The organism is Cupriavidus cauae (assembly GCF_026210475.1).
GTDB classification, from domain to species: domain Bacteria; phylum Pseudomonadota; class Gammaproteobacteria; order Burkholderiales; family Burkholderiaceae; genus Cupriavidus; species Cupriavidus cauae.
The window spans coordinates 3,501,010-3,527,866 of the sequence record NZ_CP080293.1; the positions used below are offsets into that span (position 1 = coordinate 3,501,010).

General features: G+C 69.7%; 21 protein-coding genes. 15 read left to right on the top strand and 6 right to left on the bottom strand.

Features of this window, described 5'->3' with window-relative positions:
- Positions 1-76 precede the first annotated feature (76 nt).
- From KZ686_RS15535 to KZ686_RS15580, 10 genes are all read left to right on the top strand, one after another.
- A complete protein-coding gene (locus KZ686_RS15535) occupies positions 77-1,072 on the top strand; it encodes a PhoH family protein (protein WP_265632755.1) in 996 nt (331 codons plus the stop codon).
- Complete coding sequence (ybeY, locus tag KZ686_RS15540; RefSeq protein WP_265632756.1) at positions 1,050-1,823, top strand: rRNA maturation RNase YbeY; 774 nt, start codon at positions 1,050-1,052, stop codon at positions 1,821-1,823. Before KZ686_RS15535 ends, ybeY begins: the two co-directional genes overlap by 23 nt.
- Positions 1,824-2,105: 282 nt before the next feature.
- On the top strand, positions 2,106-2,978 hold the full coding sequence (locus KZ686_RS15545) for an HlyC/CorC family transporter (protein ID WP_149316797.1): 873 nt from the start codon (positions 2,106-2,108) through the stop codon (positions 2,976-2,978).
- Positions 2,975-4,693 (top strand): apolipoprotein N-acyltransferase, encoded by a 1,719-nt coding sequence (gene lnt / locus KZ686_RS15550; protein ID WP_265632757.1) that lies wholly within the window; start codon positions 2,975-2,977, stop codon positions 4,691-4,693. The genes KZ686_RS15545 and lnt overlap by 4 nt, the downstream gene beginning before the upstream one ends.
- A gap of 449 nt (positions 4,694-5,142) precedes the next feature.
- The gene (gene glyQ / locus KZ686_RS15555) at positions 5,143-6,138 is read left to right on the top strand and encodes a glycine--tRNA ligase subunit alpha (RefSeq protein WP_265632758.1); all 996 of its coding nucleotides are present in this window, start codon (positions 5,143-5,145) and stop codon (positions 6,136-6,138) included.
- A complete protein-coding gene (locus KZ686_RS15560; RefSeq protein ID WP_149316794.1) occupies positions 6,135-6,728 on the top strand; it encodes a hypothetical protein in 594 nt (197 codons plus the stop codon). The genes glyQ and KZ686_RS15560 overlap by 4 nt, the downstream gene beginning before the upstream one ends.
- A gap of 64 nt (positions 6,729-6,792) precedes the next feature.
- On the top strand, positions 6,793-8,916 hold the full coding sequence (glyS, locus tag KZ686_RS15565) for a glycine--tRNA ligase subunit beta (RefSeq protein WP_149316793.1): 2,124 nt from the start codon (positions 6,793-6,795) through the stop codon (positions 8,914-8,916).
- A 65-nt stretch (positions 8,917-8,981) separates the two neighbouring features.
- Positions 8,982-9,623 (top strand): D-glycero-beta-D-manno-heptose 1,7-bisphosphate 7-phosphatase, encoded by a 642-nt coding sequence (gene gmhB, locus KZ686_RS15570; RefSeq protein ID WP_265632759.1) that lies wholly within the window; start codon positions 8,982-8,984, stop codon positions 9,621-9,623.
- On the top strand, positions 9,620-10,372 hold the full coding sequence (locus KZ686_RS15575; RefSeq protein WP_006579167.1) for a lysophospholipid acyltransferase family protein: 753 nt from the start codon (positions 9,620-9,622) through the stop codon (positions 10,370-10,372). The genes gmhB and KZ686_RS15575 overlap by 4 nt, the downstream gene beginning before the upstream one ends.
- Positions 10,369-11,250 carry a M48 family metallopeptidase gene (locus KZ686_RS15580; RefSeq protein ID WP_407648496.1) on the top strand — a complete coding sequence of 294 codons (882 nt, stop codon included), beginning with the start codon at positions 10,369-10,371 and terminating at the stop codon, positions 11,248-11,250. Before KZ686_RS15575 ends, KZ686_RS15580 begins: the two co-directional genes overlap by 4 nt.
- Before the next feature lie 177 nt (positions 11,251-11,427).
- Here KZ686_RS15580 and KZ686_RS15585 read toward each other — a convergent pair whose 3' ends face one another.
- Positions 11,428-15,597 (bottom strand): ankyrin repeat domain-containing protein, encoded by a 4,170-nt coding sequence (locus KZ686_RS15585; protein ID WP_265632761.1) that lies wholly within the window; start codon positions 15,595-15,597, stop codon positions 11,428-11,430.
- A gap of 253 nt (positions 15,598-15,850) precedes the next feature.
- Here KZ686_RS15585 and gloA point away from each other — a divergent pair, with 253 nt between their 5' ends.
- Positions 15,851-16,258 carry a lactoylglutathione lyase gene (gene gloA, locus KZ686_RS15590; RefSeq protein ID WP_149316789.1) on the top strand — a complete coding sequence of 136 codons (408 nt, stop codon included), beginning with the start codon at positions 15,851-15,853 and terminating at the stop codon, positions 16,256-16,258.
- Between the two features lie 96 nt (positions 16,259-16,354).
- Here the strand turns inward: gloA and KZ686_RS15595 are convergent, their stop codons facing one another.
- The 5 genes from KZ686_RS15595 to KZ686_RS15615 all read right to left on the bottom strand — a co-directional run bounded on the left by KZ686_RS15595 (position 16,355) and on the right by KZ686_RS15615 (position 23,825).
- The gene (locus KZ686_RS15595) at positions 16,355-17,599 is read right to left on the bottom strand and encodes an ankyrin repeat domain-containing protein (protein WP_265632762.1); all 1,245 of its coding nucleotides are present in this window, start codon (positions 17,597-17,599) and stop codon (positions 16,355-16,357) included.
- Positions 17,600-17,854: 255 nt separating this feature from the next.
- Positions 17,855-18,667, bottom strand: a complete 813-nt coding sequence (gene rsmA, locus KZ686_RS15600; RefSeq protein WP_149316787.1) for a 16S rRNA (adenine(1518)-N(6)/adenine(1519)-N(6))-dimethyltransferase RsmA — start codon at positions 18,665-18,667, stop codon at positions 17,855-17,857.
- A gap of 10 nt (positions 18,668-18,677) precedes the next feature.
- Positions 18,678-19,781 carry a 4-hydroxythreonine-4-phosphate dehydrogenase PdxA gene (pdxA, locus tag KZ686_RS15605; protein WP_265632763.1) on the bottom strand — a complete coding sequence of 368 codons (1,104 nt, stop codon included), beginning with the start codon at positions 19,779-19,781 and terminating at the stop codon, positions 18,678-18,680.
- 105 nt (positions 19,782-19,886) lie between these two features.
- Positions 19,887-21,392: a peptidylprolyl isomerase gene (locus KZ686_RS15610; RefSeq protein ID WP_149317091.1), complete on the bottom strand. Its 1,506-nt coding sequence runs from the start codon at positions 21,390-21,392 to the stop codon at positions 19,887-19,889.
- A gap of 9 nt (positions 21,393-21,401) precedes the next feature.
- A complete protein-coding gene (locus tag KZ686_RS15615) occupies positions 21,402-23,825 on the bottom strand; it encodes an LPS-assembly protein LptD (protein ID WP_149316786.1) in 2,424 nt (807 codons plus the stop codon).
- Positions 23,826-23,982: 157 nt separating this feature from the next.
- Between KZ686_RS15615 and KZ686_RS15620 the strand changes: the two genes are divergently transcribed.
- The 4 genes from KZ686_RS15620 to KZ686_RS15635 are packed head-to-tail and all read left to right on the top strand — an operon-like array spanning position 23,983 to position 26,850.
- Positions 23,983-25,026 (top strand): aminoglycoside phosphotransferase family protein, encoded by a 1,044-nt coding sequence (locus KZ686_RS15620; RefSeq protein ID WP_149316785.1) that lies wholly within the window; start codon positions 23,983-23,985, stop codon positions 25,024-25,026.
- Positions 25,026-25,757 carry an AzlC family ABC transporter permease gene (locus KZ686_RS15625; protein ID WP_265632764.1) on the top strand — a complete coding sequence of 244 codons (732 nt, stop codon included), beginning with the start codon at positions 25,026-25,028 and terminating at the stop codon, positions 25,755-25,757. The genes KZ686_RS15620 and KZ686_RS15625 overlap by 1 nt, the downstream gene beginning before the upstream one ends.
- A complete protein-coding gene (locus KZ686_RS15630; protein WP_149316783.1) occupies positions 25,754-26,077 on the top strand; it encodes an AzlD domain-containing protein in 324 nt (107 codons plus the stop codon). The genes KZ686_RS15625 and KZ686_RS15630 overlap by 4 nt, the downstream gene beginning before the upstream one ends.
- Positions 26,074-26,850 (top strand): nucleotidyltransferase family protein, encoded by a 777-nt coding sequence (locus KZ686_RS15635; RefSeq protein WP_265632765.1) that lies wholly within the window; start codon positions 26,074-26,076, stop codon positions 26,848-26,850. The genes KZ686_RS15630 and KZ686_RS15635 overlap by 4 nt, the downstream gene beginning before the upstream one ends.
- The last annotated feature ends 7 nt before the right edge of the window (positions 26,851-26,857 follow it).

A 26,857-nucleotide genomic window follows, 5' to 3' on the forward strand; every position in this document is an offset into this window, starting at 1 on the left:
GCGAGTCCGCCGAGGACCGCGGCCGGCACGTGGCCATCGCACGCCCAACGACGAACAAGAACGGAGCGCTCTCCCGATGAAAATTCCTTCCGCTGAATTCGTGGCGCCCAAGGACGACAACGCCCGCCTGCAGAACCTGTGCGGGCCGCTGGACGAAAACCTGCGCCAGGTCGAACAGGCGCTGGACGTCACGATCCAGCGGCGCGGCCACAAGATGACGGTGCGCGGCGCCAATGCCAACGAGGCCGCCGCCGCGCTGGAGCGCTTCTACAACCAGGCCCGCACCCCGCTGTCGATCGACGACGTGCAGCTGGGCCTGATCGAGACGCGTCAGTACGCGGCGCATGTCGCGGGCCCGCCGGGGGCGGAGAACGACGTCGGCGGCGACGCCGACGACGAATCGCCGGTGCTGCATACCCGCCGTACCGGCCTGGTCGGCCGCACCGCCGCGCAGCGCGACTACCTGCGCAATATCGTCTCGCACGACCTGACCATGGGCATCGGCCCGGCCGGCACCGGCAAGACCTATCTGGCGGTAGCCTGCGCGGTCGATGCGCTCGAGCGCGACGCGGTCAAGCGCATCGTGCTGACCCGGCCCGCGGTCGAGGCCGGCGAGCGGCTGGGCTTCCTGCCCGGCGACCTGGCGCAGAAGGTCGACCCGTACCTGCGCCCGCTGTACGACGCGCTGTACGACCTGCTCGGCTTCGACCGCACGCAGAAGATGTTCGAGCGCCAGATGATCGAGATCGCGCCGCTCGCCTATATGCGCGGCCGCACGCTGAACCACGCCTTCATCATCCTGGACGAGGCGCAGAACACCACGCCGGAGCAGATGAAGATGTTTCTGACGCGGATCGGCTTCGGCTCCAAGGCGGTGATCACCGGCGACACCACGCAGATCGACCTGCCGCGCGGCCAGAAGAGCGGCCTGATCGAAGCGCAGCACGTGCTGCGCGACGTGCGCGGTGTCGCCGCGACGCGCTTTACCAGCATCGACGTGGTGCGCCATCCGCTGGTGGCACGCATCGTCGAGGCCTACGACGAATACCATGCCCAGCACAAGGACACCTGATTTGACCAGCAAGAACCCAGCGCCCAGCCTGATCCTGTTCGACGGCGAAGGCCGGGCCCGCAAGAGCGCCGCGCGCGCGCTGCGCGTGCAGCTGCCCGACGGCCGCAGCCTGACCGTCGACCTGTCGCAAGCCGCCGACGGCGTGGTGTCGCTGCTGGCCGAGCACAGCGACCCGCGCCAGCGCGCGGGCCTGCTCGCCCGCCCCGACAGCCACGATGCGCTGGCGGTGGCGGTCACCGCCACGCCGCAGCTGACCACCACCGGCACGCCGGCCACGCCGCCCGAACTGACGCTGGACGTGCAGTACGGCGACGGCATCCGCGGCCGCCGCGGCCTGCCGCCGCGCGCGCGGGTGCAGACCTGGCTGCGCTCGGCGCTGTTCGCCGATGCCCAGCTGACGGTGCGCTTCGTCGACGAGGACGAGGGCCGCGCGCTGAACCGGGGCTTCCGCGGCAAGGACTACGCGACCAATGTGCTGACCTTCGCCTATGCCGAGCACGACGACGACCCGGTCAGCGCCGACATCGTGCTGTGCTGCCCCGTGGTCGAGCGCGAGGCGCGCGAACAGGGCAAGCCGCTCGAGGCCCACTACGCGCATCTGCTGGTGCACGGCGCGCTGCACGCCCAGGGCTACGAGCACGAGGACGACGCCGAGGCCGAGGAGATGGAGGCCATCGAGACCGAGACGCTGCTGGCGCTGGGCTTTGCCGACCCGTACCGCGACGACCGCGGCCCGCGCCTGGGGCACTGAGTCCCGGCCCGGGACCGAACCGGGACCGAACCGGGCCCGGACCGAGATTCGGCCCGAGATCCGGCCCGAGATCCGAGCCGAAATTCGGACCCAGCCCGCCTACCGAAACCTTGCCCCCGCGCCCCGTACGGGACCGGCGCGATCCCTCCGGCGCGGCGCCGCCCGTGCGACCCCGGCGCCGCATCGGACCGGCGGGGGCGCCAACCCCCGGCCGCCCCCGGTCTGAACCGAAAAACAATTGGTGTATGCTTGCTCCGGTATCCACCACGCGCAACTTGCGCCATGAACGACCCTTACCCTAGTTCGAAACCAGTCGACCGGCCCCGGTCCCTGCTCGAACGACTGAGCGATCTGATTTCTCCCGAGCCCGAATCGCGGGCAGAATTGCTCGAAGTCCTCCAGGACGCCCACGCCCGCAATCTGATCGACGCCGAGTCGCTCTCGATGATCGAAGGCGTGTTCCAGGTCTCGGAATTGACCGCGCGCGACATCATGGTGCCGCGCGCCCAGATGGACGCGGTCAATATCGCCGATGCGCCGGAAGCCTTCATCCCCTTCATGCAGGAGACCGCGCACTCGCGCTTTCCGGTCTACGAAGGCAGCCGCGACAACATCATCGGCATCCTGCTCGCCAAGGACCTGCTGCGCTACTACACCGACAGCGACTTCGACCTGCGCGAGATGCTGCGGCCGGCGGTCTTCATCCCCGAGTCCAAGCGCCTGAACATCCTGCTGCGCGAATTCCGCAACAACCGCAATCACATCGCGATCGTGGTCGACGAGTACGGCGGTGTCGCCGGGCTGGTCACCATCGAGGACGTGCTGGAACAGATCGTCGGCGACATCGAGGACGAATTCGATCTCGACGAAGATGACGACAATATCGTGCCGCTGCCCGACGGCAGCTGGCGCGTGCACGGGCTGACCGAGATCGAGCAGTTCAACGAGGCCTTCGGCACCCAGTTCCCCGACGACGACGTCGATACGGTCGGCGGCCTGCTGACCAACCATGTCGGCCACGTGCCGCACCGCGGGGAAATCATCACGCTGCCGCCGCTGCGCTTCGAGGTGCTGCGCGCCGATGCGCGCCAGCTGCACCTGCTGCTGGTCCGGCGTGAAGCGCCCGCGCTCACCGACGCCGTGGCCAACGCATGAAGCGGCTGGCGCAGGGCTGGAACGGCGCCGCCGCTGCCGAACTCGAAACACCGCTGAGCGACACCCACCGCCGCGCGCGCTGGGGCCATCTATTGCTGGCCGGCGTGCTCGGCGTCGCCCATACCCAGGCCTTCGCGCCGCGGGACTGGTGGTGGCTGCAGCTGCTGGCGCTGGCGGGACTGGCCGCGCTGCTGTTCGACACCCGCCGCGCGCGCGATGCCGCCGCGCTTGGCTACGCCTTCGGGCTGGGCTGGTTCCTGTCCGGCATCTGGTGGCTCTATATCAGCATGCACGTCTACGGCGAGATGCCGGCCTGGATGGCCGCGCTCGCGGTGCTGCTGTTCTCGGCCTACCTCGCGCTCTACCCCGCGCTGGCGGCCGCCGCCTGGCATCGCGCCACCGCGCCGCGGCGCTTCGATCCGGCCCGGCGCGCCGGCTGGTTCGGCCTGCTGGCCGCGCCGCTGGCATTCGGCGCGGCCTGGGGCCTGACCGAATGGCTGCGCGGCGTGATCTTCACCGGTTTTCCGTGGCTGGGCAGCGGTTACGCGCACACCGACGGTCCGCTGGCCGGCTACGCGCCGCTGCTGGGCGTCTACGGCATCGGCGCGCTGGCCGCCGTCTGCGCGGCCTGGCTGGCGGCGCTGGCGCGCGTCGCCCGCCCGGGATCGGCGGAATCGCCCGGATTGCCGCAGGGCGAGCGTGCCGCCGCGCCGTCGGCGACCCTGTCAGCGACCCTGTCGGCGACGCTGTGGGCAAGGCTCGCGGTCCCGCTCGGACTGGCGGCCGTGCTCGGCGCCGGCTGGCTGCTGGCGGGCCGCGCCTGGACCGAACCGGTCGGCAAGCCGCTGTCGGTGCGGCTGCTGCAGGGCAACGTGCCGCAGGACATCAAGTTCGAAGCGGCCGGCATCGCCCGCTCGAACGCGCTGTACCGGGACATGATCACCGCCGCCCCGGCCGACCTGGTGGTCACGCCCGAGACCGCGTTTCCGCTGATCCTGCAGGACATGCCGCCGGAGATCGCGCTGGCGCTGCGGCAGTTCAGCACCGGCACCGGCACCGCGCTGCTGTTCGGCGCGGCGGGCGCCGACTCGCCGATCGACTTCACCAACAGCGTGTTCGGCATCGGCCCCGAGATGCAGGGCCTGTACCGCTACGACAAGCACCACCTGGTGCCCTTCGGCGAGTTCATCCCCTGGGGCTTCCGCTGGTTCGTCGACATGATGAAGATGCCGCTGGGCGACTTCCGCCGCGGCGACCTGGCGCAGGCGCCGCTGCCGGTGCGCGGCGTCATGGTGGCGCCCAATATCTGCTACGAGGATCTGTTCGGCGAGGAAATCGCGCGCACGCTGCGCGGCCAGCCGCAGCCGGCCAATGTGCTGGTCAACGTCACCAACCTGGCCTGGTTCGGCGACACCATCGCGCTGGACCAGCACCTGCAGATCTCCCGCATGCGCGCGCTGGAAACGCGCCGGCCGATGCTGCGCTCGACCAATACCGGCATGACGGCGGTGGTGGCCCCGGACGGCAGCGTGCCGGCGCGGCTGGCGACCTTCACCACCGGCACGCTGAGCGCGCAGGTACAGGGCACAAGCGGGCTGACGCCCTATGTGCGGGTCGGCAATGTGCCGGCGGTGCTCGGCTGCCTGCTGGTGCTGCTGGTGGTGGCCTGGCGCGCGCCGTCGGCCCAGGACCGTGGCCGGAGCGGCGGCGCCTGAGCCTGTGCCGAGGCCGAGCCGGTGCTCAGCCCTGGCGGTCCAACCTCAGTGGATCACGCCCGCCACGATCGATACCGCGGCGGCGGCCGCCATCACTGCCAGGGCGACCCGATAGGGTTTGCGCGAGAGAAACGACATGATGTTTGTCCCCGTTGTTGGCGCCGACGGTCACCGCGGGGCGCCGTCCGCTGCCTCTGTCGAACAGCTTTTCAATAATGTATACAAAAATCGATAACGGCAGGCCCTTCCGGAACTTGAGCGCCCTCGGGATTTACCCGAAGTCCTCGCCCACCTGCCTCCCCCTTCCCTTCGGCGGCTGCCGGGCAAAAACCCGCTAGAATTCTGGGTTTGGCAACGGCGGGACCGGCCAGCCCGGCCGCCGTCCCCTGCCCGCTTCCGCTTCGGTGGCCCGCCGCCGGGCCAACTCTCCGCGATCCGTCGTCTTCGTTATGCTGACCTTCCAACAAATGATCCTGACCTTGCAGTCCTACTGGGACCGGCAAGGATGCGCGCTGTTGCAACCCATCGATCTGGAGGTTGGCGCCGGTACCTCGCACGTGCATACCTTCCTGCGCGCGATCGGCCCCGAGCCGTGGCGCGCCGCCTATGTGCAACCGTCGCGCCGCCCCAAGGACGGCCGCTACGGCGAGAACCCGAACCGGCTGCAGCACTACTACCAGTACCAGGTGGTGCTCAAGCCCGCGCCGGAGAACATCCTCGAGCTCTACCTGGGCTCGCTCGAGGCGCTGGGCCTGGACCTGAAGCAGAACGACATCCGCTTCGTCGAGGACGACTGGGAAAACCCGACGCTCGGCGCCTGGGGCCTGGGCTGGGAGGTCTGGCTCAACGGCATGGAGGTGACCCAGTTCACCTACTTCCAGCAGGTCGGCGGCATCGACTGCAAGCCGATCACAGGCGAGATCACCTACGGCATCGAGCGCCTGGCGATGTATCTGCAGGGCGTCGAAAACGTCTACGACCTGGTCTGGACCGAGTGGGAGGAGAACGGTAAGACCCGCCGCCTGACCTACGGCGACGTCTATCACCAGAACGAGGTCGAGCAGTCGACCTACAACTTCGAGCAGAGCAATACCGAGATCCTGTTCCGCCATTTCGCCGAGCACGAGGGCGAGGCCAAGCGGCTGATGGGCGTCGGCGCGGACGGTGACGCGGCCGAGGCGGCGGGCGTCAGGCTGGCGCTGCCGGCCTATGAACAGGTGCTCAAGGCCGCCCACACCTTCAACCTGCTGGACGCGCGCGGCGCGATCTCGGTGACCGAGCGCGCCGCCTATATCGGCCGCATCCGCAACCTGTCGCGGCTGGTCGCGCAGGCCTACTACGAATCGCGCGAGGCGCTGGGCTTCCCGATGTGCGGACCGGCCGGTGCCAACGCCGCGAGCGACGCGTCGACGGCCGCCAGGCCCTCCGTCGAGGCCGCCGCATGAATTCGATGGCACGCCGTGCGCTGTGCTGCGCGCTGGCGGTGGCCGCCGCGGGCGGCGCGCACGCCATCGTGCCGTCGGCCTATGCCCAGGCCTCGCAGGTGCTCTACCCCTCGGCCGAGCAGGCCAATGTCTGCGAAGGCGATTCGCAGGCGCTGCAGCAGGCCATCAACAAGCATCTGCAGCCGCCCGCCAATGCGATCGACCAGTGGACGCAGCTGGTGCGCTCGATGTCCTGCGACCTGTCCGGCTCCAGGGACCTGGGCTGGCGGCGCGTGCCGCTGCGCGCCTACGAGAGCGCGATCCGCTATCCGCTGACCTGGGTCGAGACCGTGCACCGCAACGGCCGGCAACGGCGCCTGGTGCGGACCTATCATTCGGCCTCGCAACTGCCGCCGCGGATCGATTTCTGGATCGGCGGCCGCATCGACGAGATCCGCTACGATCGCCGCCATCACCGCCTGTACGCGCGCTTCTCCGCCAACAGCGAGAAGCTGGCCGGCAATGCGCAGTCCGCGTGCCGCTCGACCACGCTGCAGTTTCGCCAGCAGCACGGGCTATGGCTGCTGTCCGGCGTCGAACCGCGCTGTTGAGCACCGCTGAACCCTTCCGGCGCCGCCGATGCCGGCGTGCGCCACAAACCGTTGGAACCGATTCATGTCGCAACCCCTGACCGATTCGCTGCTGATCGAACTGTTCACCGAAGAGCTGCCGCCGAAGGCGCTGGCGCGCCTGGGCGAGGCCTTTGCCCAGGGCCTGTTCGCCGGCCTCGCCGAACGCGGCCTGCTCGATGACGGCAGCACGGTAACGCCGTACGCCACGCCGCGCCGCCTGGCCGCGCTGATCAGCGGCGTGCGCGCCAGCGCGCCGGACCGCGAGCAGCGCGAGAAGGTGCTGCCGGTGTCGGTGGCGCTGGACGCCGCCGGCGAGCCGACCGCGCCGCTGGCCAAGAAGCTGGCCGCGCTGGCGAAGTCGGTCGGCGTCGAGGCGATCGACTGGCAGACGCTGGAGCGTGCCTCCGACGGCAAGGCCGAGGCGCTGTTCTACCGCTACACCGCGCGCGGCGCGGTGCTGGCCGACGGCCTGCAGGCCGCGCTGGACGACACCATCGGCAAGCTGCCGATTCCGAAAGTGATGAGCTACCAGCGCCCGGACGGCAGCACGGTCAACTTCGTGCGCCCGGCCCACCGGCTGATCGCGCTGCACGGCGACAAGGTCGTGCCCGTCTCGGTGCTCGGGCTGGCCGCGGGCAACCGCACGCTGGGCCACCGCTTCCTGTCCGAGGGCGAGATCGAGATCGCGCACGCCGAGCGCTACGCCGCCGTGCTCGAGAACCAGGGCAAGGTGCTGGCCAGCTACGCGCAGCGGCGCGAGCGCATCCGCGAGCAGCTGCTGGCCGCCGCCGGCGCGGACCGCGTGATCATGCCGGACGCGCTGCTCGACGAGGTCAACGCGCTGGTCGAATGGCCGGTGGTCTACGCCTGCCATTTCGAGGAGGCCTTCCTCGCCGTGCCGCAGGAATGCCTGATCCTGACGATGCAGACCAACCAGAAGTACTTCGCGCTGACCGACGCCAACGGCCAACTGCGCAACCGCTTCCTGATCGTGTCGAACCTGGCCACCGACACGCCGCAGTCGATCATCGGCGGCAACGAGCGCGTGGTGCGCCCGCGCCTGGCCGACGCCAAGTTCTTCTTCGACCAGGACCGCAAGAAGACGCTGGCCTCGCGCGTGCCGCAGCTGGCCAACGTGGTCTATCACAACAAGATCGGCACGCAGCTGGACCGCGTGCAGCGGCTGCAGCAGATCGCCGGCCATATCGCCGATGCGCTGGCCAGGGCCGGCGTGCCGGTCGACAAGGCGGCCGCGATGCGCGGCGCGGAACTGGCCAAGGCCGACCTGCTGACCGATATGGTGGGCGAATTCCCCGAACTGCAGGGCACGATGGGGACCTACTACGCCCGCCACGACGACGAGGCCGAGGAAGTCGCGCTGGCCTGCTCCGAACACTACCGTCCGCGCTTTGCCGGCGATGCGCTGCCTTCGAACGCCGTCAGCATCGCGGTGGCGCTGGCGGACAAGCTGGAGACGCTCGTCGGCATCTGGGGCATCGGCCTGCAGCCGACCGGCGAGAAGGACCCGTTCGCGCTGCGCCGCCATGCGCTGGGCATCCTGCGCATGCTGGTCGAGACGCCGCTGCCGCTGGGCATCGACGCGCTGCTGGCGCTGACCGAGCAGGCCTTCGCCGGCGTGCCGGCGGTCAAGCCCGCGCGCGAGGACATCACCGACTTCCTGTACGACCGCCTGCGCGGCTACCTGAAGGACAAGGGCTACACCACCAACGAGGTCGAGGCGGTGGTCAGCCTGCGCCCGCAGCGGCTCGACGACATCCTCGGCCGCATGGAGGCGGTGCGCACCTTCGCCGCGCTGCCCGAGGCGGCCGCGCTGGCGGCCGCCAACAAGCGCATCACCAACATCCTGCGCAAGAATACCGAGGCCGTCGGCGAGGTCGCCCCCGCGCTGTTCCAGGAGGATGCCGAAGGCGCCCTGCATGCCGCCATCGACAGCGTGCGGCCCGGGGTCGAGGCGGCGTTCGCACGCGGCGACTTCACCGCCGCGCTGCGCGACCTGGCCCGGCTGCGCGAGGCGGTGGACCGCTTCTTCGACGGCGTGATGGTGATGGCCGAGGACGCAGGGCTGCGCGCCAACCGCCTGGCCCTGCTGGCCTCGCTGCACGCGCTGGCCAACCGCGTCGCCGACATCTCGAAGCTGGCCGCTTGACCCGCGCCCGCAGCACGACCAGCAGAACCAGCAGCATCGACCGTACCCGTTACCGAAGCGCCGCCATGCCGCAGACACCGCCCAAATTCGTGATTCTGGACCGCGATGGGGTCATCAACGTCGACAGCGACCAGTTCATCAAGACGCCGGACGAATGGATTCCGATCCCCGGCAGCCTGGAAGCGATCGCCGCGCTGAACGAGGCCGGCTACCGCGTCGTGGTCGCCAGCAACCAGTCGGGCATCGGCCGCGGCCTGTTCGAGATGAGCGCGCTCAACGCGATGCACGAGAAGATGTACAAGGCGCTGGCCCGCCTCGGCGGCCGCGTCGAGGCGATCTTCTTCTGCCCGCACACCGCGGCGGACGATTGCGACTGCCGCAAGCCCAAACCCGGCCTGATCCAGCAGGCGGCGCAACGCTTCGGCATCGAGCTGCGCGGCGTGCCGATCGTCGGTGATTCGCTGCGCGACCTGCAGGCGGGCGTCGCCTTCGGCTGCACGCCGCATCTGGTGCGCACCGGCAAGGGCGAAGCCACGCTGGCCAAGGGCGGCCTGCCGCCCGGCACGCTGGTCCACGACGATCTGCGCGCGTTCTCGCGCTGGCTGCTCGAAGGCGAAGGCGCGCGCCACGGCGCCGCGGCATCGCACGCGGGCACGGCCGCTTCGCCATCCGCCACGTCACCGGTTGACTCGACGAACCCTCGATGATCTTTCTACGCTCCCTGCTGTTCGCGTTGTACCTGCTGGTACTGACGCCTCCCTATGCCTGTGCCTGCTTCCTGGCCTTCCCCTTCATGAGCGCCAACCGGCGCTATCGCTTCGTGCGCGGGTGGCCCAAGCTGGTGATCGGCGCCGCCTGGCTGATCTGCGGCATCCGCTACCGCATCGAAGGCGGCGAGCATCTGCAGGCCATGATCGACAAGCCGGTGGTGCTGCTGTCCAAGCACCAGTCGGCGTGGGAGACCGTGGCGCTGGTGGCGACGATGCCCAAGCCGCTGTGCTTCGTCTTCAAGCGCGAGCTGCTGTTCGTGCCGTTCTTCGGCTGGGCGCTCGGCATGCTGAAGATGGTCCATATCAACCGCAAGGACGGTTCGCGCGCCTTCGCCTCGGCCGTGCGCCAGGGCCGCGAGCGGCTCGCCGAAGGCGCGTGGATCATCATGTTCCCCGAAGGCACCCGCACCCCCGCCGGCATGGAAAACCCGCGCTACAAGAGCGGCGGGGCACGCCTGGCGGTCGAGACCGGCGCCTCGGTAATTCCGATCGCGGTCAACTCGGGCCGCCTGTGGCCGCGCAACTCGTTCCTGAAGTACCCCGGCACCATCACGATCTCGATCGGCCCGCCGCTGTCGTCGGCGCACAAGACCGCCGACATGCTGAACCAGGAAGTCGAGCAATGGATCGAGCGCGACATGCGCCGCATCGATCCGGAGAGCTACCTGCGAGGGCAGCCTGCATGAAGCCGGCACGCCGCGCCCCGGAACCCGCGGACGGCCAGATGGAACTGCCGTTGATGGATTCCGGCGCCGGCACGTCCGTCGCGCGGCCGGCGGCCAGCGCGCTCGATGGCACCACGTCGGCCGGCCCTGCCACGGCACCCTGGCCGGCGCCCCAGCCCAACGCCCGGCTGCTGCGGCTCGGCGAACGTCCGCTCCACTACACGCTGAAGCGTTCGTCCCGGCGCACCATCGGTTTCGTCATCGATGACCGCGGGCTGTCGATCACGGCGCCGCGCTGGGTCACGATCGCCGACATCGAGGCAGCTATCGCCGAGAAGCAGCGCTGGATCTTCGGCAAGCTTGCCGAATGGCAGCAGCGCGACGCGCAGCGCGTGCTGCCCGCGGTGCAGTGGCGCGACGGCGCGACCCTGCCCTTCCTCGGGAAACCCATCACGCTGCGCCTTGATTCGCCGACCGGTACGCTGCTGTTCGATGGCGAGGCACGCGTGCTGCATCTGGCGCTGCCGGAGCAGGCCGACGAGCAACAGATCAAGGACCGCGTGCAAGCCTGGCTGCAGCACCAGGCCAAGCGCCTGCTGGCCGAACGGCTCGATATCTATGCGGAAAAGCTCGGCGTGCGCCACCGCGCCTTCGCGCTGAGTTCGGCCAATACGCGCTGGGGCAGCTGCACCTCGGACGGCAAGATCCGCCTGAGCTGGCGGCTGATGCATTTCCCGCTGTCGGTGATCGACTATGTGGCCGCGCACGAGCTGGCGCATCTGAAGGAAATGAACCACAGCCCGCGTTTCTGGGACACGGTGGCGTCGATCTTCCCAGAGTTCCGCGACGCCCGCGCGCAGTTGCGCAGCCATCCGCCGGAAGCCCTGCCGGCGTTCTGAAGCGGCGCCCCGGCTGTCGCTGTCGCTGCCCCCACCGCTGGCCCTACCGCTGCCCCCACCGCTGGCCCTACCGCTGGCCCCACCGCTGGCCCCACCGCTGGCCCCACCGCTGGCCCTACCGCTGGCCCTACCGCTGGCCCTACCGCTGCCGCTCGCCGCGCTGGCGCCGCCCCCGCGCTAGGCGGAGGCGAGCCCCACCGTCTTGTCGCGACTGGCTGCGCCGCATTGGCGCAACTGCGACAGCCAACCGTCCCGCCTCCAGCGCTCCGCCAGCGAACGCAGCGTTTCCCCGCTGGCCAACGGCGTGTTGATCCAGGCATCGCGTCCATGGCGCAGGAATGCAATCAGGCGGCTGAACGGATTGCGCGCCCTGGCCTTTTCCCGCAGCTTGCCGAGCAGCAGATCCATGTCGCGTCCCACCTCGATGGCGTTGTCGGCGATGGCCTTGCCGAGCAGCTCGCGCGCTTCCCGCGGGTCATGCCATTGCGCGCCTGCCCTGAGCGCCTTGACGATCCGGTTCCAGTCGCCGACGCTCGCCGCGTCGCGCAGCAGGCGCTGTCCCGCCTTGCCGCCAACCGATATCCCGGTGGCTTTTTCCAGCCGATCGACGACCGCTGCCGGACAGCACAGGGCCAGCGCCAGCAGCTGGGGCGCCAACGGTTCGATCAAGCGCTTTGCAGCGGTCCGAGGACCGCTGGCGAGGCAGTCCACCAGGTCGACAACGACGGCGTCGCGCCGGGCCAGGGCATCCCATCGTTTCGGATCGAAGCCGTGTATCGCCTCCACCCGCTGCAGACACGCGATCAAGGCTCGGATCGTTCCGGCGCCACGGTTCACGATGGCGCCGATCCGGTCGGCCCTCATCCCGGCAACCACCGCGGCGGCCACTTCCGGAGAGCCCTCGGCGGCCACGACATCGAGCGCGGTCCGGCCGTCGGCAAGCGGGGCCAGCAGCGAGTCCCCATGCTCGAGGCAGGCGCGCACCAGTTCGACATCGCCGCACTCGACGGCGGCAACGAGCAACGTCGCGCCTCCGCGGTGATCGACCGGTATGTCGGCATGGCCGCCTTGCTCGATCCACCACCGCGCGAGCCGGCGCCAGTCCTCGTTGTCGGCCCGATAGTCGTCGCGAATCATGCCGGGCAGTTCCCTTAGCACCTCGGCACGGTCCTGTTCGTCCAGGCGATGCCATATAGCCTTGGCGATTTCGTTGCGATGCGATCGCAGCGCCATCACCAAATGGCGCGCTCGCGGCTTGACCTGCGGCCAGTGCAGCATGCGCAGGACCTGCACATCGGTGTGCACTGCGCCCAGCACCGCCATCAACGCACGATCGGCGGTCTCCTGCGTCGCGGCGTGCTGTTGGACCCAGTCGATCGGCCGGACACGGAAGGCGAGCTCCTCCAGCGCCGCGGCGCCGTCATTGCCAAGGGCCCCGCGCCACTGCCACAGGCAGGCGACCAACCTGGACGCGAACACCGCATTGGCCGGGTTCCGCAGCCAGTCCCAGGGGATCGCGGCGGCCGGGGAGATGCCATCGCGCGCCGGCAGCGCCAGCAAGCGCCTCATCATCCGGCCGCTGTCCGCGCTGATCGCGCGCTCCCACGCGCCGCGCAACCAGGCCGGATAGGCCTTGGCGAATGGCGGTTGCGCGAGCCACGCCGCCAGGCGGTCGCCCCCGCCGGCGACGATTGCGCTGTCGAGAATCGCATCGATCGACGCTTCGGGCCAGGATCCGGCGCGCTCGGGGGAGAGCGTGTCGAGAATGGGTACGAGCAGCGGTGTGCAAGGGTCGAGCCGCCATACCGCCGTCAGGGCATCGATCCGCTGTGCCTGGCTGCAATGGGGCAGCATCAACGTCCACAGCGGCACATTGCGGCCGCGGATGGCGGCGTCCATGGAGGCCTTGGCCAGCCGGCCATCCGGTGCCCAGCGGCAACCGGCATCGAGCAGGATGCGCGTCAGGTGGTAGGCCGATTCCGAATCGGCCAGCGTACTTGCCTGATGCAACAAGGACTCGCCCGAGCATTGCCATCTCGCCGCCACGGCCAGAGGCGACTGGATCAGGTACGCGAGCAGCTTGTGGCGGCCAGTACGGATCGCCGTTTCGATCGCTTGCCACGGCAAGCTGTCCCGCTGGCGGGATGCCAACCATGCGGGCGAGACGGCCAGCAGCAGGCGGCACAACTCGACGGCGACGTCGTCCGGTGCCTGGCAGGCCGCGCGGATGGCCTCGTCCAGCATGGCGTGCAGGCGCGGACCGGCATCGCGGGCGGCGTGCTGCAGCAGCAAGCCGACCATGGCGATGTCCCCGCGCGCGATCGCCAGGGACAGCAGCGGCACACGGTGTGCTGTCATTGCGTTGGGATCGGCCCCTTGTTCGATCAGCCATGCCGCGATGGCGTACTGCCCCTTCTCGATCGCATGCTTCAATGGCGGATCGCCGCTCAGGTCCCGGAAGTGCGGCCCCGGCGTGTCCGGCAGCGCGGCCTGCACGGCATCGAGCCTGCCGGCGCGAATCGCGGCGATCGTCTGCGCCTGCGCGTCCAGCGTCGCCTGCACGAAGTCTGCCGCCTCGGGATGGCCGCTGCGCCGGGCCAACTCGATCGCTTCGTAGGCCACCGGCGCGAGCTGCGCTCCTCCGGCCATCAACCCGGCCAGCATCGCGACGTCGCCGGTCTTCGCGGCCCCGAGCAATGGCGAGCGGGCTGGATTGCGGCGCACGTGTTGCCAATCGCCCTCTGGCGCGCTTCGCCGCTGCGCCGCGCAAGCCAGCAACGGCAGGCGGTAGCGCAGCGCCAAGGCGAGCCAGCGTGATGCGGTGGAAGCCGGCGCCGGCTCGCTGGCCGCCATCGGCGCCATCGCTGCCATCGACGCCATCGCCGAGACAAGCCGTTGCTGGAACTGCGTGAACGCTTGCGGCGAACGCCTGAGCGCCTCGATGATGGGGTCAAGCCCCTCGGCGCCGGCCGGATCGCCTTCGGCGCCCTCGGCAACCGCGGCGACGCAATCGCCCAATGCGTCGACGATGGCGCCGTCCGGCGCGGCGTCCGCTCGGCGCAGCAGGTTGCCGGCGTGCCGCAGGAAATCTTCCGCATCGAACGGTCCCGGAAGCATGCGCATGCCTTCGTAGAGGTGGCACAGATCGCTCGGCTCCAGCAGACGCACGGCATGGTCGTCATGGACGCTCTCGATCCAGAAGACGTCGGCGAAGCGATGCAACTGCATGTCGCGCGGCCGCCCGCCGCGTTGCAGCGGCGCTTCGCTCCACTGGCGCAACACGTCGGACTTCACGCCGGTCAGGACACCGATGTCGCGCAGCGTCCGCGCCAGGTTCCATTGCAGCAGGGACCGGTCAGGACACAGCTGATACCCGCCGCCGGGCTCGTCGGGCCCGAGCTCGCGCAACAGCGACCCCAGTTCGATGGATCCGAAGTCGCGCAGCAGCGCATCGTCTTCGAGCAGGGGCATGATCTCCGCCGCGACGGCGGACTCGGAAATCGCCTGCCCGGACCACAATGGATGCTCCGCGCCGATACGCGTCTTGAGGGCCTCCATATACTCGTCGGCCAATTGGGCCAGCATCGCTCCGGTCAAGCGCGCCACCTCTGCCGGTTCGGTGATGGCCGCCAGCGCCTGCCGGTCGGAGTCCTCCAGCGGACGGTCGGCGACGAATGGATCCTTGACGACGGGCTGGCCAAGCCATTCGGACAGCGCGTTCAGGCAAGCCTGCAAACGGTGCGTGTCCCAACCGCGGTGGCCCTGGCGCAGTACCAGCCGAAGCAGCTGCTCCGTCATGACATCGTGGAAGATCGCCCTCGCCCTGCCGGCCAGCGAGCTGTCGCAGGCGAGATCGAGCTTGTGGGCGGCCATGGCGATGCCATTGATCGCGCCGGGCCCGCACTTGGGCACGCTGTCGGCCAGGGCAAGCATCACCCGCGTACGCAACGGCATGCAGACCCGGGGATCGTGCAATCGCGCAGCGATCCGCTCCAGCGCCGGCTTGACGACGGTATAGGCAAGCTCCAGATGCGGCTGGAAGCGCGCCCCGGGGCCATCGACATCGTCGCCGAAGAGATCTTCCACCAGTGCATGGATGGCGCCGCGCAGCGGATGATTGAGGTCCTCGGCCATGGCGCAGGCCGCTATGCTGGCGGCCGCCTTCTCGCACTGCTTGCGGAATCGCGGGAATGCCGGGGATCGGCCAAAGGCCTTCACGTCGCCATGCGCGGCGGGGTCGTAGTACACGGGTTCGTCGGGGCCAGCGCCCGCACGCCGCGGCTCCCCATTTGCCGCGGCAGGCCCCATGCCGCCGGGATTGCCTTGCGCAAGGACCATCATCACCATCGCCGCTCTCCGATCCGCCGTTTGAAAGGCGCCCATCTTAGGTGGCTGCGTCAGCTTTGCTTAACACATGGCGCCCGCATGTCGGGTTTCGACGGCGGCCGGGCCTCGGCCGCGGGTTCCGCATCCGGATCCCGCTGCGCCGGCGAAGGGAGGCGGCAAGGGGCCGCGGGGAGGGACCGTCGCCCTGCTTCACCGGTCAAATGCGACTAAACTACGTCCTCGCCTATAAAACGACCCACAAAGGTTTCAATTCATGCGACTCCTCCACACCATGCTCCGTGTCGGCGACATGCAGCGCTCGATCGATTTCTACACCCGCGTGCTCGGCATGCAGCTGCTGCGCGAGAGCGACAATCCCGAATACAAGTACCGGCTCGCCTTCGTCGGCTACGGCCCCGAGAGCGAGACCGCGGTGCTCGAGCTGACCTACAACTATGGCGTGGACAAGTACGAGATGGGTACCGCCTACGGCCATATCGCGCTGGAAACGGACGATGCCGCGGGCGCCTGCGAGCGTATCCGCGCGGCGGGCGGCAAGGTCACGCGCGAGGCCGGCCCGGTCAAGGGCGGCACCACGGTGATCGCCTTCGTCGAAGACCCGGACGGCTACAAGATCGAGCTGATCGAGCGCAACTCCACGCGCGACGCCAGCCGGCCTTGACGGCCCCGGGGCCTCGGCGCCCCTGGGCACGCGGTGACACGCCGGGCCGCGGTACCGCGGTGCGCCGCGGTCGGCGCGGCGCGGCGCACCGCGGCCTCAAAGGATGGTGCAAGTGCTCTTGCCCTCCGCCGCCCGACGGAGATTGCTTTCGCGCTGATAGTCCCTGACGGTCCGGCCCTCGCCATCCACCATGTCGGTCCGCGCCCCCGCCATGATGATCTTCAAGATGAAGCCCAGCGGCTGGTCGCCCAGGTGCGCGTACATCAGCGGCGTGCGTCCCAGCCGATCGCGGCCGTTGATGTTGCCGCCGGCATCGCGCAGGCTCTTGACGATGTCCAGGTGTCCGGCCGACGCTGCCGCCATGATCGGCGTGGCGCCGGTCTCGTCGCGGGCGTCCGGGTGGGCGCCGTAGGACACCAACTGCCGCACGGCATGCAGCTGACCTGACGCAGCGGCGAGATGCAGCGCCGTGAGGCCGAACGGCCCCTGGACATCGACGGGGACGCCATGGAGCAGCAAGCGCGCGAACGGCGCGCCGGCCTTGAGCGCTACCGCTGTCATCAACGGCGTCATGCCGAGCTGGCTTTTGGCCTGTTCCAGCACGACGCGATTGTCCACCGCCGCGGCCAGGTCGATGATGTCGCAGGCCACGCGCGGCGCCTCGTACCGCAAGGCCAGCTGCAACAGATCCAGCTCTTCCGCCAGCGGCATATCGAGGCACCAGCCGCCGGTGGTCACCAGGTGCCGCACCGCGGCCGCATTGTCGGCATCGATCGCGGCCAGCACACTGGTGCGAAACCCTTCCATCCACTCCACCAGCGCCGACTCCAGCGCCGGCAGAACCGCCGCATGGCCGGATGCCGGCGCGCCGCCCACATCCCTGCCGAGCTCCAGCGCGGTCCTGCCGTGCCGGTTCGGCTTGCCGAGCGCGCCGAGCCCGATGCCGCCGCCGAACCAGCGCCCGTGGTCCAACAAGGACTGGACCACCGCCGGCATGGTCGGGCGCATGCCCAGCGCCAGATGCATGCAGGTATCGCCGTCGCCGTTGGTGATGGCGGGATCGGCCCGATGGGCAAGCAGCGTATTGATCAGCTCCGGTTCGCAACGCGACCGGATCGCCGTGTGCAAGGGCGTGTTGCCCTGCTCGTCGCGCCAGCCGACCGCCGTCGGCTCGCGGGCAAGCCACTCGCGGACCGCCGGCCCATCGTGGCGCCGCAGCGCCAGCGTCAGTTCGCGGCCGGCTTCGGAGCCGCCGGCGCCGCGGTCAGCACGGTGGACGGCGTCAGGCACGGGGCCGGGCTGGAACAGCGGTGGCTGGGTCGTGGTAAGGCGTGCATGCATGCTCGCGCTCCTTTGCGGTTGAGGGATCGGGCGACGGGGCATTCGGCCTGTCGCGGCGCGATTCTCATCCGCGCCGGAGGGCGGGCTTTAGCATTCGGGCGGGGTTCTTTCGCGCGCTGCAGCGGTGGTCGGCTGGACCGCGGCCGCCGGCGAACCGGGAAGGAAGGCAGAGGAAAGCGAACGGCGAAGGGGACGGCGGAGGGGACGGCGAAAGAAGCGGCAAAGGAAGCCCGCAAGGGCAACGGCGGGGCCGCCTTACCCGCCGATGCGATTGGCCAGCTCGACGTATTCGGCGACCGGCACCTCTTCGGCGCGGCGGCCCAGGTCGAAGCCGATCGCGTCGAAGTCGACATGATCGCGCAGCATCGACAGCGTGTTGCGCAGCACCTTGCGGCGCTGCGAGAACGCGGCGGTGACGAGATCGCCCAGCACGGTCATGTCGCAGGCGGCGTACGGCGAGCGCAGCCGGCCGTCCTCATGGCGCGGCCACGGAATCATCCGCACCACCGCCGAATCGACCTTAGGCGGCGGGTTGAACGACTCCGGCGGCACGTCGAGCACGTACTCCATGTGGTAGCGCACCTGCAGCATGATCGACAGCCGCCCGAATGCCTTGCTGCCCGGCTCGGCGACCATCCGCTCGACCACTTCCTTCTGCAGCATGAAATGCTGGTCGCGCACGTGGTCGGCGAACTCCATCAGGTGGAACAGCAGCGGGCTGGAGATGTTGTACGGCAGGTTGCCGACGATGCGCAGCGGGCGGCCGGGCTGCTTCAGTTCGTCGAAGTCGAAGGCGAGCGCATCGCCGGCGTGGATCGTCATGCGGTCGCCGTGGCGGCGGCGCAGCCGTTCGACCAGATCGCGGTCCAGCTCGATCACGTGCAGATGATCGAGGCGCTCCAGCAGCGGCTCGGTCAGCGCGCCCAGGCCGGGACCGATCTCGACGACGAGGTCGCCGGCCTGCGGGTCGATAGCATTGACGATGCCATGGATGATGCTGTCGTCGACCAGGAAGTTCTGGCCGAATCGCTTGCGGGCCGTATGGCCCTGGTGAACAGGGGAACGCATCGATGTCTCTTCAGTGTCCGGCCGGCGGCTCGCCGTGCAGGCGCCGCCCGGTATGGCCGACCATCCCGATCGCGCAGCGGATCGCCTCGATCATGCTGCCGTGCTCGGCGCGGCCCGTGGCGGCCAGGTCCAGCGCCGTGCCGTGGTCGACCGAGGTGCGGATGAACGGCAGGCCCAGCGTGATATTGACGCCATGGCCGAAGGTGCCGTATTTCAGCGGCGCCAGGCCCTGGTCATGGTACATCGCCAGCACGCAGTCGGCATCGCGCAGCAGCCGGGGCTGGAACAGCGTGTCGGCCGGATAGGGGCCGCGCGCGTCGATGCCCGCCTCCCGCGCCTTCGCCAGTGCCGGCGCGATGATGTCGATCTCCTCGCGCCCGAGGTGGCCGCTCTCGCCCGCGTGCGGGTTCAGGCCGGTCACCAAGATGCGGGGATGGGTCAGGCCGAAGCGGCCCCGCAGATCGTTGTCGACGATCGTCAACGTCTCGAGCAGCATCGGCACGTCCAGCGCATCGGGCACCGCGCGCAGCGGCAGATGGGTGGTGGCCAGCGCCACCCGCAGCATCGCGTTGGCATGCGCCGGCTGCGGGCCGGCCAGCATCATCACCACGCGCGACACGCCGGCCCGCTCGGCCAGATATTCGGTATGGCCCGTAAACGGCACGCCGGCGTCATTGATGGTGCTCTTCTGCACCGGTGCGGTGACCACCGCCGCATAGCGGGCGGCCTGCCCTGGTTGGGGCAGCAGGCCGGCCAGCGCCGCATCGAGCAGCGCCAGCACATGGCGGCCGTTGCGCGCGTCGAGCACGCCCGGCGTGCAGGGGGCCGCCAGCGGAATATCTTCGACCACCGCCTCGCCCGCATCGAGCTTGGCCTGCCACGCCTGCGCCAGTCCGAGCGCCGCGGCCCGCTCGGCCAGCAGCCGCGCGTCGCCCAGCACATGGAAGCGCGGACCGCCCTGCCCGCCGGCCAGCTCCAGCACCGCGCGGATCGTGATGTCCGGCCCGATGCCGGCCGGCTCGCCGGTCGTGATCGCGATCGGCAGCGGCGCGGCCGGATGCGATGGGACGGACGGGGCGGGCGAGGCGGAGGGTGTGGCAGGCGGCGCGGTCATCGTGGTCGCGAAACGGAGCCCTTGGCGGGTCCCATCGCAGGTCCTATGGCGGGTCCTGTGGCGGGTCCTGTGGCGGGTCCCATGGCCGGTCCGTTCGCGAGTCCCTTAACGGGACGCCTCGCGATTGGTCCGGTATTCGACATAGGCGGCCTCGCGCAGCTGGCGCAGCCAGTCCTCGTAGGCGGCGCGCAGCTTCTGCTCGCGCACCTCGGCGCGGGCGAAGTCGCGCTGCTTCTCCGGCGACACCTCGACCTCGCGGCGGTTTTCGACCTGGATCAGGTGCACGCCGAACTGGCTGGTGACCGGCTCGGAAACCTCGCCCGGGCGCAGCCGGTTCATCGCCTGCTCGAACTCGGGGACCAGCTCGCCGGGCGACACCCAGCCGAGCTCGCCGCCGTTCTGTGCCGAGCCGTCCTGCGAATAGCGCTTGGCGACATCGGCGAACTGCGTGCCGTGCTGGATGCGTTCACGCAGCGTGGACAGCTGGCGGCGCGCCTCGGCCTCGGGCATGTTGGGGCCGGTGCGGATCAGGATATGGCGCACCTGGGTCTGCGTGATGCGGCTCGGCGCGACATCGCCGCCGGCAGGCGCGGTGCGCTTGCCGGCGAGCTTGAGCACATGGAAACCGGCGGGGCTTTCGACGACCTCCGGCACCACCTTGCCCGGCTGCAGATCGAGCACGGCGTTGGCGAACTGCGCCGGCAGGCGGCCGATTTCGCGGTAGCCCAGCGAGCCGCCCTTGGGACCTTCGGCGCCGTCGGAATTGTTCTGTGCCAGCTGCGCGAAGTCGGCGCCGCCCTGGGCCTGCTTCAGCAGCCCTTCCGCCTTGGCGCGCAGCTGCGCCTTCTGCGCCTCGCTGGCGCCCTCGGGCACGCGCACGAAGATCTGGGCGACGTCGTACTGCGGCTCGCCGGTCGGGGCGGCACCGCTGCGTGCCGCGCGCGCGGCCAGATAGTTGTCGATCTCGCCGTCGAACACCTGCACCTTGGAATCGACCTCGCGCTCGCGCAGCCGGATCACCTGCACCTGCTTGCGCAGCTCGCTGCGGTACTTGTCCCACGTCATGCCGCTGCGGTCGACCTGCGCACGCAGATCGGCCACGCTGATGCGGTTCTGCTGCGCGACCGATTCGATCGCGCGGTCGACCTCCTGGTCGGTCACGCGGATGCCGGCGTCCTGCGCGGCCTGGGTCTGCACGCGCTCCATCACCAGCCGTTCCAGCACGTCGCCGAGCAGTTCCTCCCGCGGCGGAATCGGACGGCCGGCCGTACGCAGCTGGTTCTCGATCTCGTCGGCGCTATCGAGCAGCTCGCGCCGCGTGATCACGGTGTTGTTGACCACCGCCACCACCTCGTCGACCAGTTGCGAGCGGCCGGTGCGCTGCCCCGAACCCAGCCGCGGCTGGGTGGGCGAGGTCGGCGGCGTGGCCTGCGAGCCTTGCGGCACGAAGATGCCGGTGGCGCGCGGTGTGGAGCCGGACCCGCCGGGTGCCTTGAGCTGCGCCGCCGCCGGAACGGCCACGCAGGCTAGCAATGCCGACAGCACGATGCCGCGCGAACGCCGCGACGAAGCCGCGGCAACGGAAAATACGGAAACTGCTTGACGCTTCATCATGGTCTGTCATTCGTAATGGTCGAACTGGGTCTGAGGGATCGGCGCGGCCGAGACAGGCTCGTAGCCCGGCACGTTCAACCTCATGATATCCAGCGGATTGGAGCCGATCTTCGACAGGCCGCGGAACTCCACCTGCAGAAACACCCGGCCGGTGTAGCCCTGCGTGGTATTGCGAAAACGCTGGTAGGCGATCCGGCCGACCCAGCAGTCGGCGGCGTATTCGAGCCCCAGCAGCGTATCGACCAGCTGGTTGGCGCTCATGTCGTAGGCGACACGCCCGATGCCGTAGGTCCGCCGCGTGATCGGCCACTGGCTCGAGATCTCGAACTGGTCGATCGCGGTATTGTCGGTGACCGCGGTCGGGCGCCGGTAGCGATAGCCGATGTTCAGCAGCTTGCGCGCCTCGGGCCGCCAGGCGAACGCGATGTTCGACTGGATCACCCGGTCGTTTTCCGGGTTGTACTGCATCCCGGCATTGATGTAGTAGCCGCGGAACAGCTGGATCGTGGTGGCCGCCAGCAGATCGGAATAGCCCCGCTCGGCGTCGTCCAGCGTGCCGGTCAGCTGCACGCGCTGGCCGCTGAAGTCGAAGCGCTGCGCCAGCGTACCACGGAAGCGTTCGATACCCGTCTCGGACTCGATCAGGCGGGTGGTCACGCCCGCGGTCAGCTTGTTGTTGTCGGCGATGCGGTCGTAGCCGGTGAACGGGTTCTCGCTGAAGATCTGCCCGTAGCCGAAGTCCGACTGCACCGTATCGAACAGCGGGAACGCGCTCTGGTCGCGGAACGGCGTGTAGACGTAGAACAGGCGCGGTTCCAGCGTCTGCAGGTACTTGGTGCCGAACAGCCGGCTGATGGTCGGCGCGTCGCGCTCGAACGTCATGCCGCCGTCGAGGCTGAAGGTCGGCACCGAGCGCGTCAGCGTGTTGTTGGCGCCCGGCGTGTTGGTCGACGGCTCCATCTGGTACTGGGCCGCGTTGAACATGACCTTGGGCGTCACGAACCAGCCCGGGCGCACGATCGGATAGCTGATCGACGGCTGGATGAAGACGCGCTCGCCCTGCGGCTGCTGGAAGCCGGTGCTCGTCAGCGGGATGCGGAAGCGCGTGTAGTCGGCCTCGACCTGCACGTCGAAGCCGCCCCAGTTGTAGCGCGTGAACTTGCCGTTCAACTGCGGCACGCGCTCGTAGGTCGGCTGGCTCGGCGCCAGCGTCTGGAAGGTCTGCACCCGCGCCAGCAGCGAGAAGTCCTGCCAGTTGTAGGTGACCCCGCCCTCCTGCGTGTACTGCCGCAGCGTCGACTGCGCGACCGTACGCGTCAGGTCGTCCGGATAGCGGTCGTCCGATACCCGGTTCAGGTTCACATAGGCGTTCAGGCCCTTGGCCAGGTTCTGGCTATGCTGGATCGAGTACAGCCAGCGGTCCGAGTTGGTCTTCTGGTCGTTGGGCAGGAACTCGCCGCGGATGCGCCCCGCATAGCCGTTGCCGATATAGCGGAAGTCGCCGCCGAGCTGCACGCCGCGTTCGCTCATCACGCGCGGATACAGCGTCAGGTCGCGGTTCGGCGCGATATTGAAGTAGTACGGCACCGTCAGGTCGAAGCCCGAACGGGAGCTGTAGGCCATCAGCGGTGCGAGGAAGCCGCTGCGGCGCTCGTCGGTCAGCGGGAAGGTCACCGCCGGCGCGGCCAGGATCGGCACATCGAAGAAGCGCAGCACGGCGCCGTGCGCGGTGCCGACCTGGCGGTCGCTGTCCAGGTCGAGCTGGCGTGCGCTGAAGTACCAGTCCGCGTTGTCGGGCGAACAGGTGGTGTAGGTGGCGCGCTGGATGGTGCTCTGGTCCTTGGTCAGGAAGTCGATGCGCTCGGCCGTGCCCGAGCCGCCGGTCTGCTGGAAGTAGTAGTCCGGCGACAGCATGTAGCCTTCGTTGGCCTCGACGCGCAGCCTGGCCTCGGGGCCGACCGCCAGCGTGCCTTCGCGCGAGAGCCGGACGTTGCCGGTCGCCAGCGCCTCGTCGCTGTCCTGGTCGTAGGTCAGCTTGTCCGCCTTGATCACGGCGCCGTCGCTGCGCAGCTCGGCATTGCCCTGCAGTTCCAGGCCGCGCTCGTTGTATCCGGTCATGCTGTCGCCGGAGACATAGGTGGGCGCGCTGGGATCGCCCTCGGCGCTGCGCCAGGTGGCCGGCTCCGACAGGTAGGGGATCAGTTCGCCGGGGCGCGGGGGCTGGCGCGGGTCCGCTGCCTCGGCCGTCGGCTCCGCCGCCGGCAGCGCGGGAATCGCCGAGCCGACCGCCTGGCCTTGCGCCTGCGCGCCCAGCGACCAGCCGGCCATGGCCAGCACCAGCGGACGCAGGGCCCGGACTGGCCGGCGCCCGGGCTGGCGGCCCGGCGCCTGGATTGCGGTGTGATTCGGTGATCGTTGTTGTTCGGTCATGCGAGCGGGTCGTCGGTCGGACGGCGGGACGGTTGCGCAGAACCGCCGCAGCCACCGTCCAAACAGGCTGCCAGGCACAGGACGGCCCACCTGGGAGCCGCCCGGCGCCCGGGTCTGGTCGGGTATTATACGGGGCAACTTATCGACCCTTTCCGGCATGGCAGCACTTCCCCTCGACCCGCGCCAGGACCAGCTCAAAGCGTGGGTGTCCGGACTCGCTCCGGATTGGTCCATCGATCCCGAATCCTGCGTACCGGCTTCGGCCGACGCCAGCTTCCGCCGCTACTTCCGGCTGCGCACCGACAATCCCGCGCATCCGACCGTGATCGCGATGGACGCCCCGCCCGCCCGCGAGGACTGCCGCCCCTTCATCCATGTCGCCGCGCTGTTCGGCGAGGCCGGCGTCACGGTGCCGACCGTGCTGGCGCAGGACCTGTCGCAGGGCTTCCTGCTGCTGGCGGACCTTGGCAACACCACCTATCTGTCGAAGCTGGACATCACCACCGCGCGCACGCTGTACGGCGACGCCGCCGCGGCGCTGGTCAGGATCCAGGCCGCGACCCGGCCGGGCGCGCTGCCCGCCTACGACCGCGAACTGCTGCAGCGCGAGCTGGACCTGTTCCCGCAGTGGTACGTGGCGCGCCATCTGGGCGTGGAACTCGATGCCGGCCAGCAGGCGGACCTGAGCGAGGTCATGCAAACCCTGCTCGCCAACAACCTGGCCCAGCCGCAGGTCTACGTGCACCGCGACTACCATTCGCGCAACCTGATGGTGCTCGACGGGGACGACAAGGGCGGCAACCCCGGCATCCTCGACTTCCAGGACGCGGTGATCGGCCCGATCACCTACGATGCGGTCTCGCTGTGGCGCGACGCCTATATCGAATGGGACGAGGAGCTGCAGCTGGACTGGCTGATCCGCTACTGGGAGCGCGCCCGCAAGGCCGGCCTGCCGGTGGCCGGCGACTTCGGCGAGTTCTATCGCGACTTCGAATGGATGGGTCTGCAGCGCCATCTGAAGGTGCTCGGCATCTTCGCGCGCCTCTACCATCGCGACGGCAAGGACGGCTACCTGGCCAACATGCCGCTGGTGCTGAAGTACGCGCGCGCGGTGGCCGGCCGCTACGGCGAGCTGCGCAAGCTGGTGCGGCTGTTCGATACGCTCGAAGGCGTCGAGCGCCCGGCGGGCTATACCTTCTGATGGACGCGGAAAGCGGCCCGACCCGGCGCGGTGAATGGTGGGCCGGCGTGCGCGCGCTGGCGCCGATGCTGCTGGGCGTGGTGCCGTTCGGCCTGATCTACGGCGTGCTGGCGGTCGGCGCCGGCATGCCCGCGTGGCTGGCCTGCGCGATGAGCGCGATCGTCTTCGGCGGCGCCTCGCAGATGATCCTGACGCAGTTGTGGGCGGCGGGCACGCCGGCGGCGATCGTCGCCACCACGGTCGCGATGGTCAATCTGCGCCACGCGCTCTACTCGGCCACCATCGCTCCCGCGCTGGCGCATCTGCCGCGCCGCTGGAAGGCGCTGATCGCCTATCTGCTGACCGACGAGGCCTTTGCCGCGATGACCCGGCGGCTCGGCGACGACCCGGTGCAACGGCGCTACCGGCACTGGTACTTCTTCGGCGCGGGCTTCGCGCTGTGGAGCAGCTGGCAACTGTCGACGCTGGCCGGCGTGCTGGTCGGCGCCCAGGTGCCGCGCCACTGGCCGCTGGACTTCTTCCTGCCGCTGACCTTCATCGCGATCATCGTGCCCGGCCTGAAGCACCGCTCGCACATCGCCGCGGCGGTAACCGCCAGCGTGCTGGCGGTGCTGTGCTTCAACGTGCCGCACAAGCTCGGGCTGATGGCGGCGGCGCTGGGCGGCATCGCGGTCGGCATGCTGCTGCTTCCGCGCCAGAGCGGTCCCGCCGGCAAGGAGCGCGCCGCATGAGCCCGTGGATGCTGCTGGGCGTGATGGCGGCCGCGGGCCTGGCCACCTATCTGATCCGCCTGTCCTTTATCGCCGTCGAAGGCAAGGTGCGTCTGCCGGCGTGGTTCCGCACCGCGCTGCAGTTCGTGCCGGCGGCGATGCTGTCGGCGCTGATCGCGCCCGACCTGCTGATGCGCGATGGCCAGCTGGCCATCGGCCTCGACAATGCCCGCCTGATCGCCGGCGTGGTGGCCATCGTGATCGCCGCGCGCACGCGCAGCATCGGCTGGACCATCGCCGGCGGCATGGCCACCCTGCTCGTCCTGGAGACCCTGATTTGAAAGCGATGATCTTCGCCGCCGGACGCGGCGAGCGCATGCGCCCGCTGACCGATGGCTGCCCGAAGCCGCTGCTGCAGGTCGGAGGCAAGCCGCTGATCGTCTGGACCATCGAGGCGCTGGCCCGCGCCGGCCTGACCGAGATCGTCATCAACCACGCCTGGCTCGGCGAGCAGATCGAGGCGGCGCTCGGCGACGGCAGCCGCTTCGGCGTGCGGCTGGCCTATTCGGCGGAAGGCGAGGCGCTGGAAACCGCGGGCGGCATCGCGCAGGCGCTGCCGCTGCTGCGGGAAGGCACCGGTGGCGATGGCGAGATCCGCGATGGCAGTGCGGACGACGGCACCGGCCGCGATGGCAAGGGCGAGATCTTCGTCGCGGTATCGGGCGACATTTATTGCGACTACGACTTCCGCGCGCTGCTGCCGCGCGCCGCGGCGATGGCGGTCTCGCCCGAACCGCGCATGCATCTGGTGATGGTGCCCAATCCGCCGTTCCACCCCGAGGGCGATTTCGCGCTCGGCGCCGATGGCAAGCTGTCGCTGCCGGGCGAGGCGCCGCTGGCCGAGGGCGCTGCGCGCCTGACCTTCGGCAATATCGGCCTGTACGACACGCGCACCTTCGCCGGCATCGCGCCCGGGCAGAAGGTGCCGATGACGCCGTTCTACCGCGCGGCCATTGCGGCGGGCCTGGCCACCGGCGAGCGCTTCGCGGGCCGCTGGGAGAACGTCGGCACGCCCGCGCAGCTGGCCGCGCTGGACGCCGCGCTGTCGCGCTAGGACGCGC

Coding starts and splice junctions, on each gene's coding strand:
- KZ686_RS15535 (WP_265632755.1), top strand. CDS start 77: ATGAAAATTCCTTCCGCTGAATTCGTGGCGCCCAAGGACGACAACGCC.
- ybeY (WP_265632756.1), top strand. CDS start 1,050: ATGCCCAGCACAAGGACACCTGATTTGACCAGCAAGAACCCAGCGCCC.
- KZ686_RS15545 (WP_149316797.1), top strand. CDS start 2,106: ATGAACGACCCTTACCCTAGTTCGAAACCAGTCGACCGGCCCCGGTCC.
- lnt (WP_265632757.1), top strand. CDS start 2,975: ATGAAGCGGCTGGCGCAGGGCTGGAACGGCGCCGCCGCTGCCGAACTC.
- glyQ (WP_265632758.1), top strand. CDS start 5,143: ATGCTGACCTTCCAACAAATGATCCTGACCTTGCAGTCCTACTGGGAC.
- KZ686_RS15560 (WP_149316794.1), top strand. CDS start 6,135: ATGAATTCGATGGCACGCCGTGCGCTGTGCTGCGCGCTGGCGGTGGCC.
- glyS (WP_149316793.1), top strand. CDS start 6,793: ATGTCGCAACCCCTGACCGATTCGCTGCTGATCGAACTGTTCACCGAA.
- gmhB (WP_265632759.1), top strand. CDS start 8,982: ATGCCGCAGACACCGCCCAAATTCGTGATTCTGGACCGCGATGGGGTC.
- KZ686_RS15575 (WP_006579167.1), top strand. CDS start 9,620: ATGATCTTTCTACGCTCCCTGCTGTTCGCGTTGTACCTGCTGGTACTG.
- KZ686_RS15580 (WP_407648496.1), top strand. CDS start 10,369: ATGAAGCCGGCACGCCGCGCCCCGGAACCCGCGGACGGCCAGATGGAA.
- KZ686_RS15585 (WP_265632761.1), bottom strand. CDS start 15,597: ATGGTGATGATGGTCCTTGCGCAAGGCAATCCCGGCGGCATGGGGCCT.
- gloA (WP_149316789.1), top strand. CDS start 15,851: ATGCGACTCCTCCACACCATGCTCCGTGTCGGCGACATGCAGCGCTCG.
- KZ686_RS15595 (WP_265632762.1), bottom strand. CDS start 17,599: ATGCATGCACGCCTTACCACGACCCAGCCACCGCTGTTCCAGCCCGGC.
- rsmA (WP_149316787.1), bottom strand. CDS start 18,667: ATGCGTTCCCCTGTTCACCAGGGCCATACGGCCCGCAAGCGATTCGGC.
- pdxA (WP_265632763.1), bottom strand. CDS start 19,781: ATGACCGCGCCGCCTGCCACACCCTCCGCCTCGCCCGCCCCGTCCGTC.
- KZ686_RS15610 (WP_149317091.1), bottom strand. CDS start 21,392: ATGAAGCGTCAAGCAGTTTCCGTATTTTCCGTTGCCGCGGCTTCGTCG.
- KZ686_RS15615 (WP_149316786.1), bottom strand. CDS start 23,825: ATGACCGAACAACAACGATCACCGAATCACACCGCAATCCAGGCGCCG.
- KZ686_RS15620 (WP_149316785.1), top strand. CDS start 23,983: ATGGCAGCACTTCCCCTCGACCCGCGCCAGGACCAGCTCAAAGCGTGG.
- KZ686_RS15625 (WP_265632764.1), top strand. CDS start 25,026: ATGGACGCGGAAAGCGGCCCGACCCGGCGCGGTGAATGGTGGGCCGGC.
- KZ686_RS15630 (WP_149316783.1), top strand. CDS start 25,754: ATGAGCCCGTGGATGCTGCTGGGCGTGATGGCGGCCGCGGGCCTGGCC.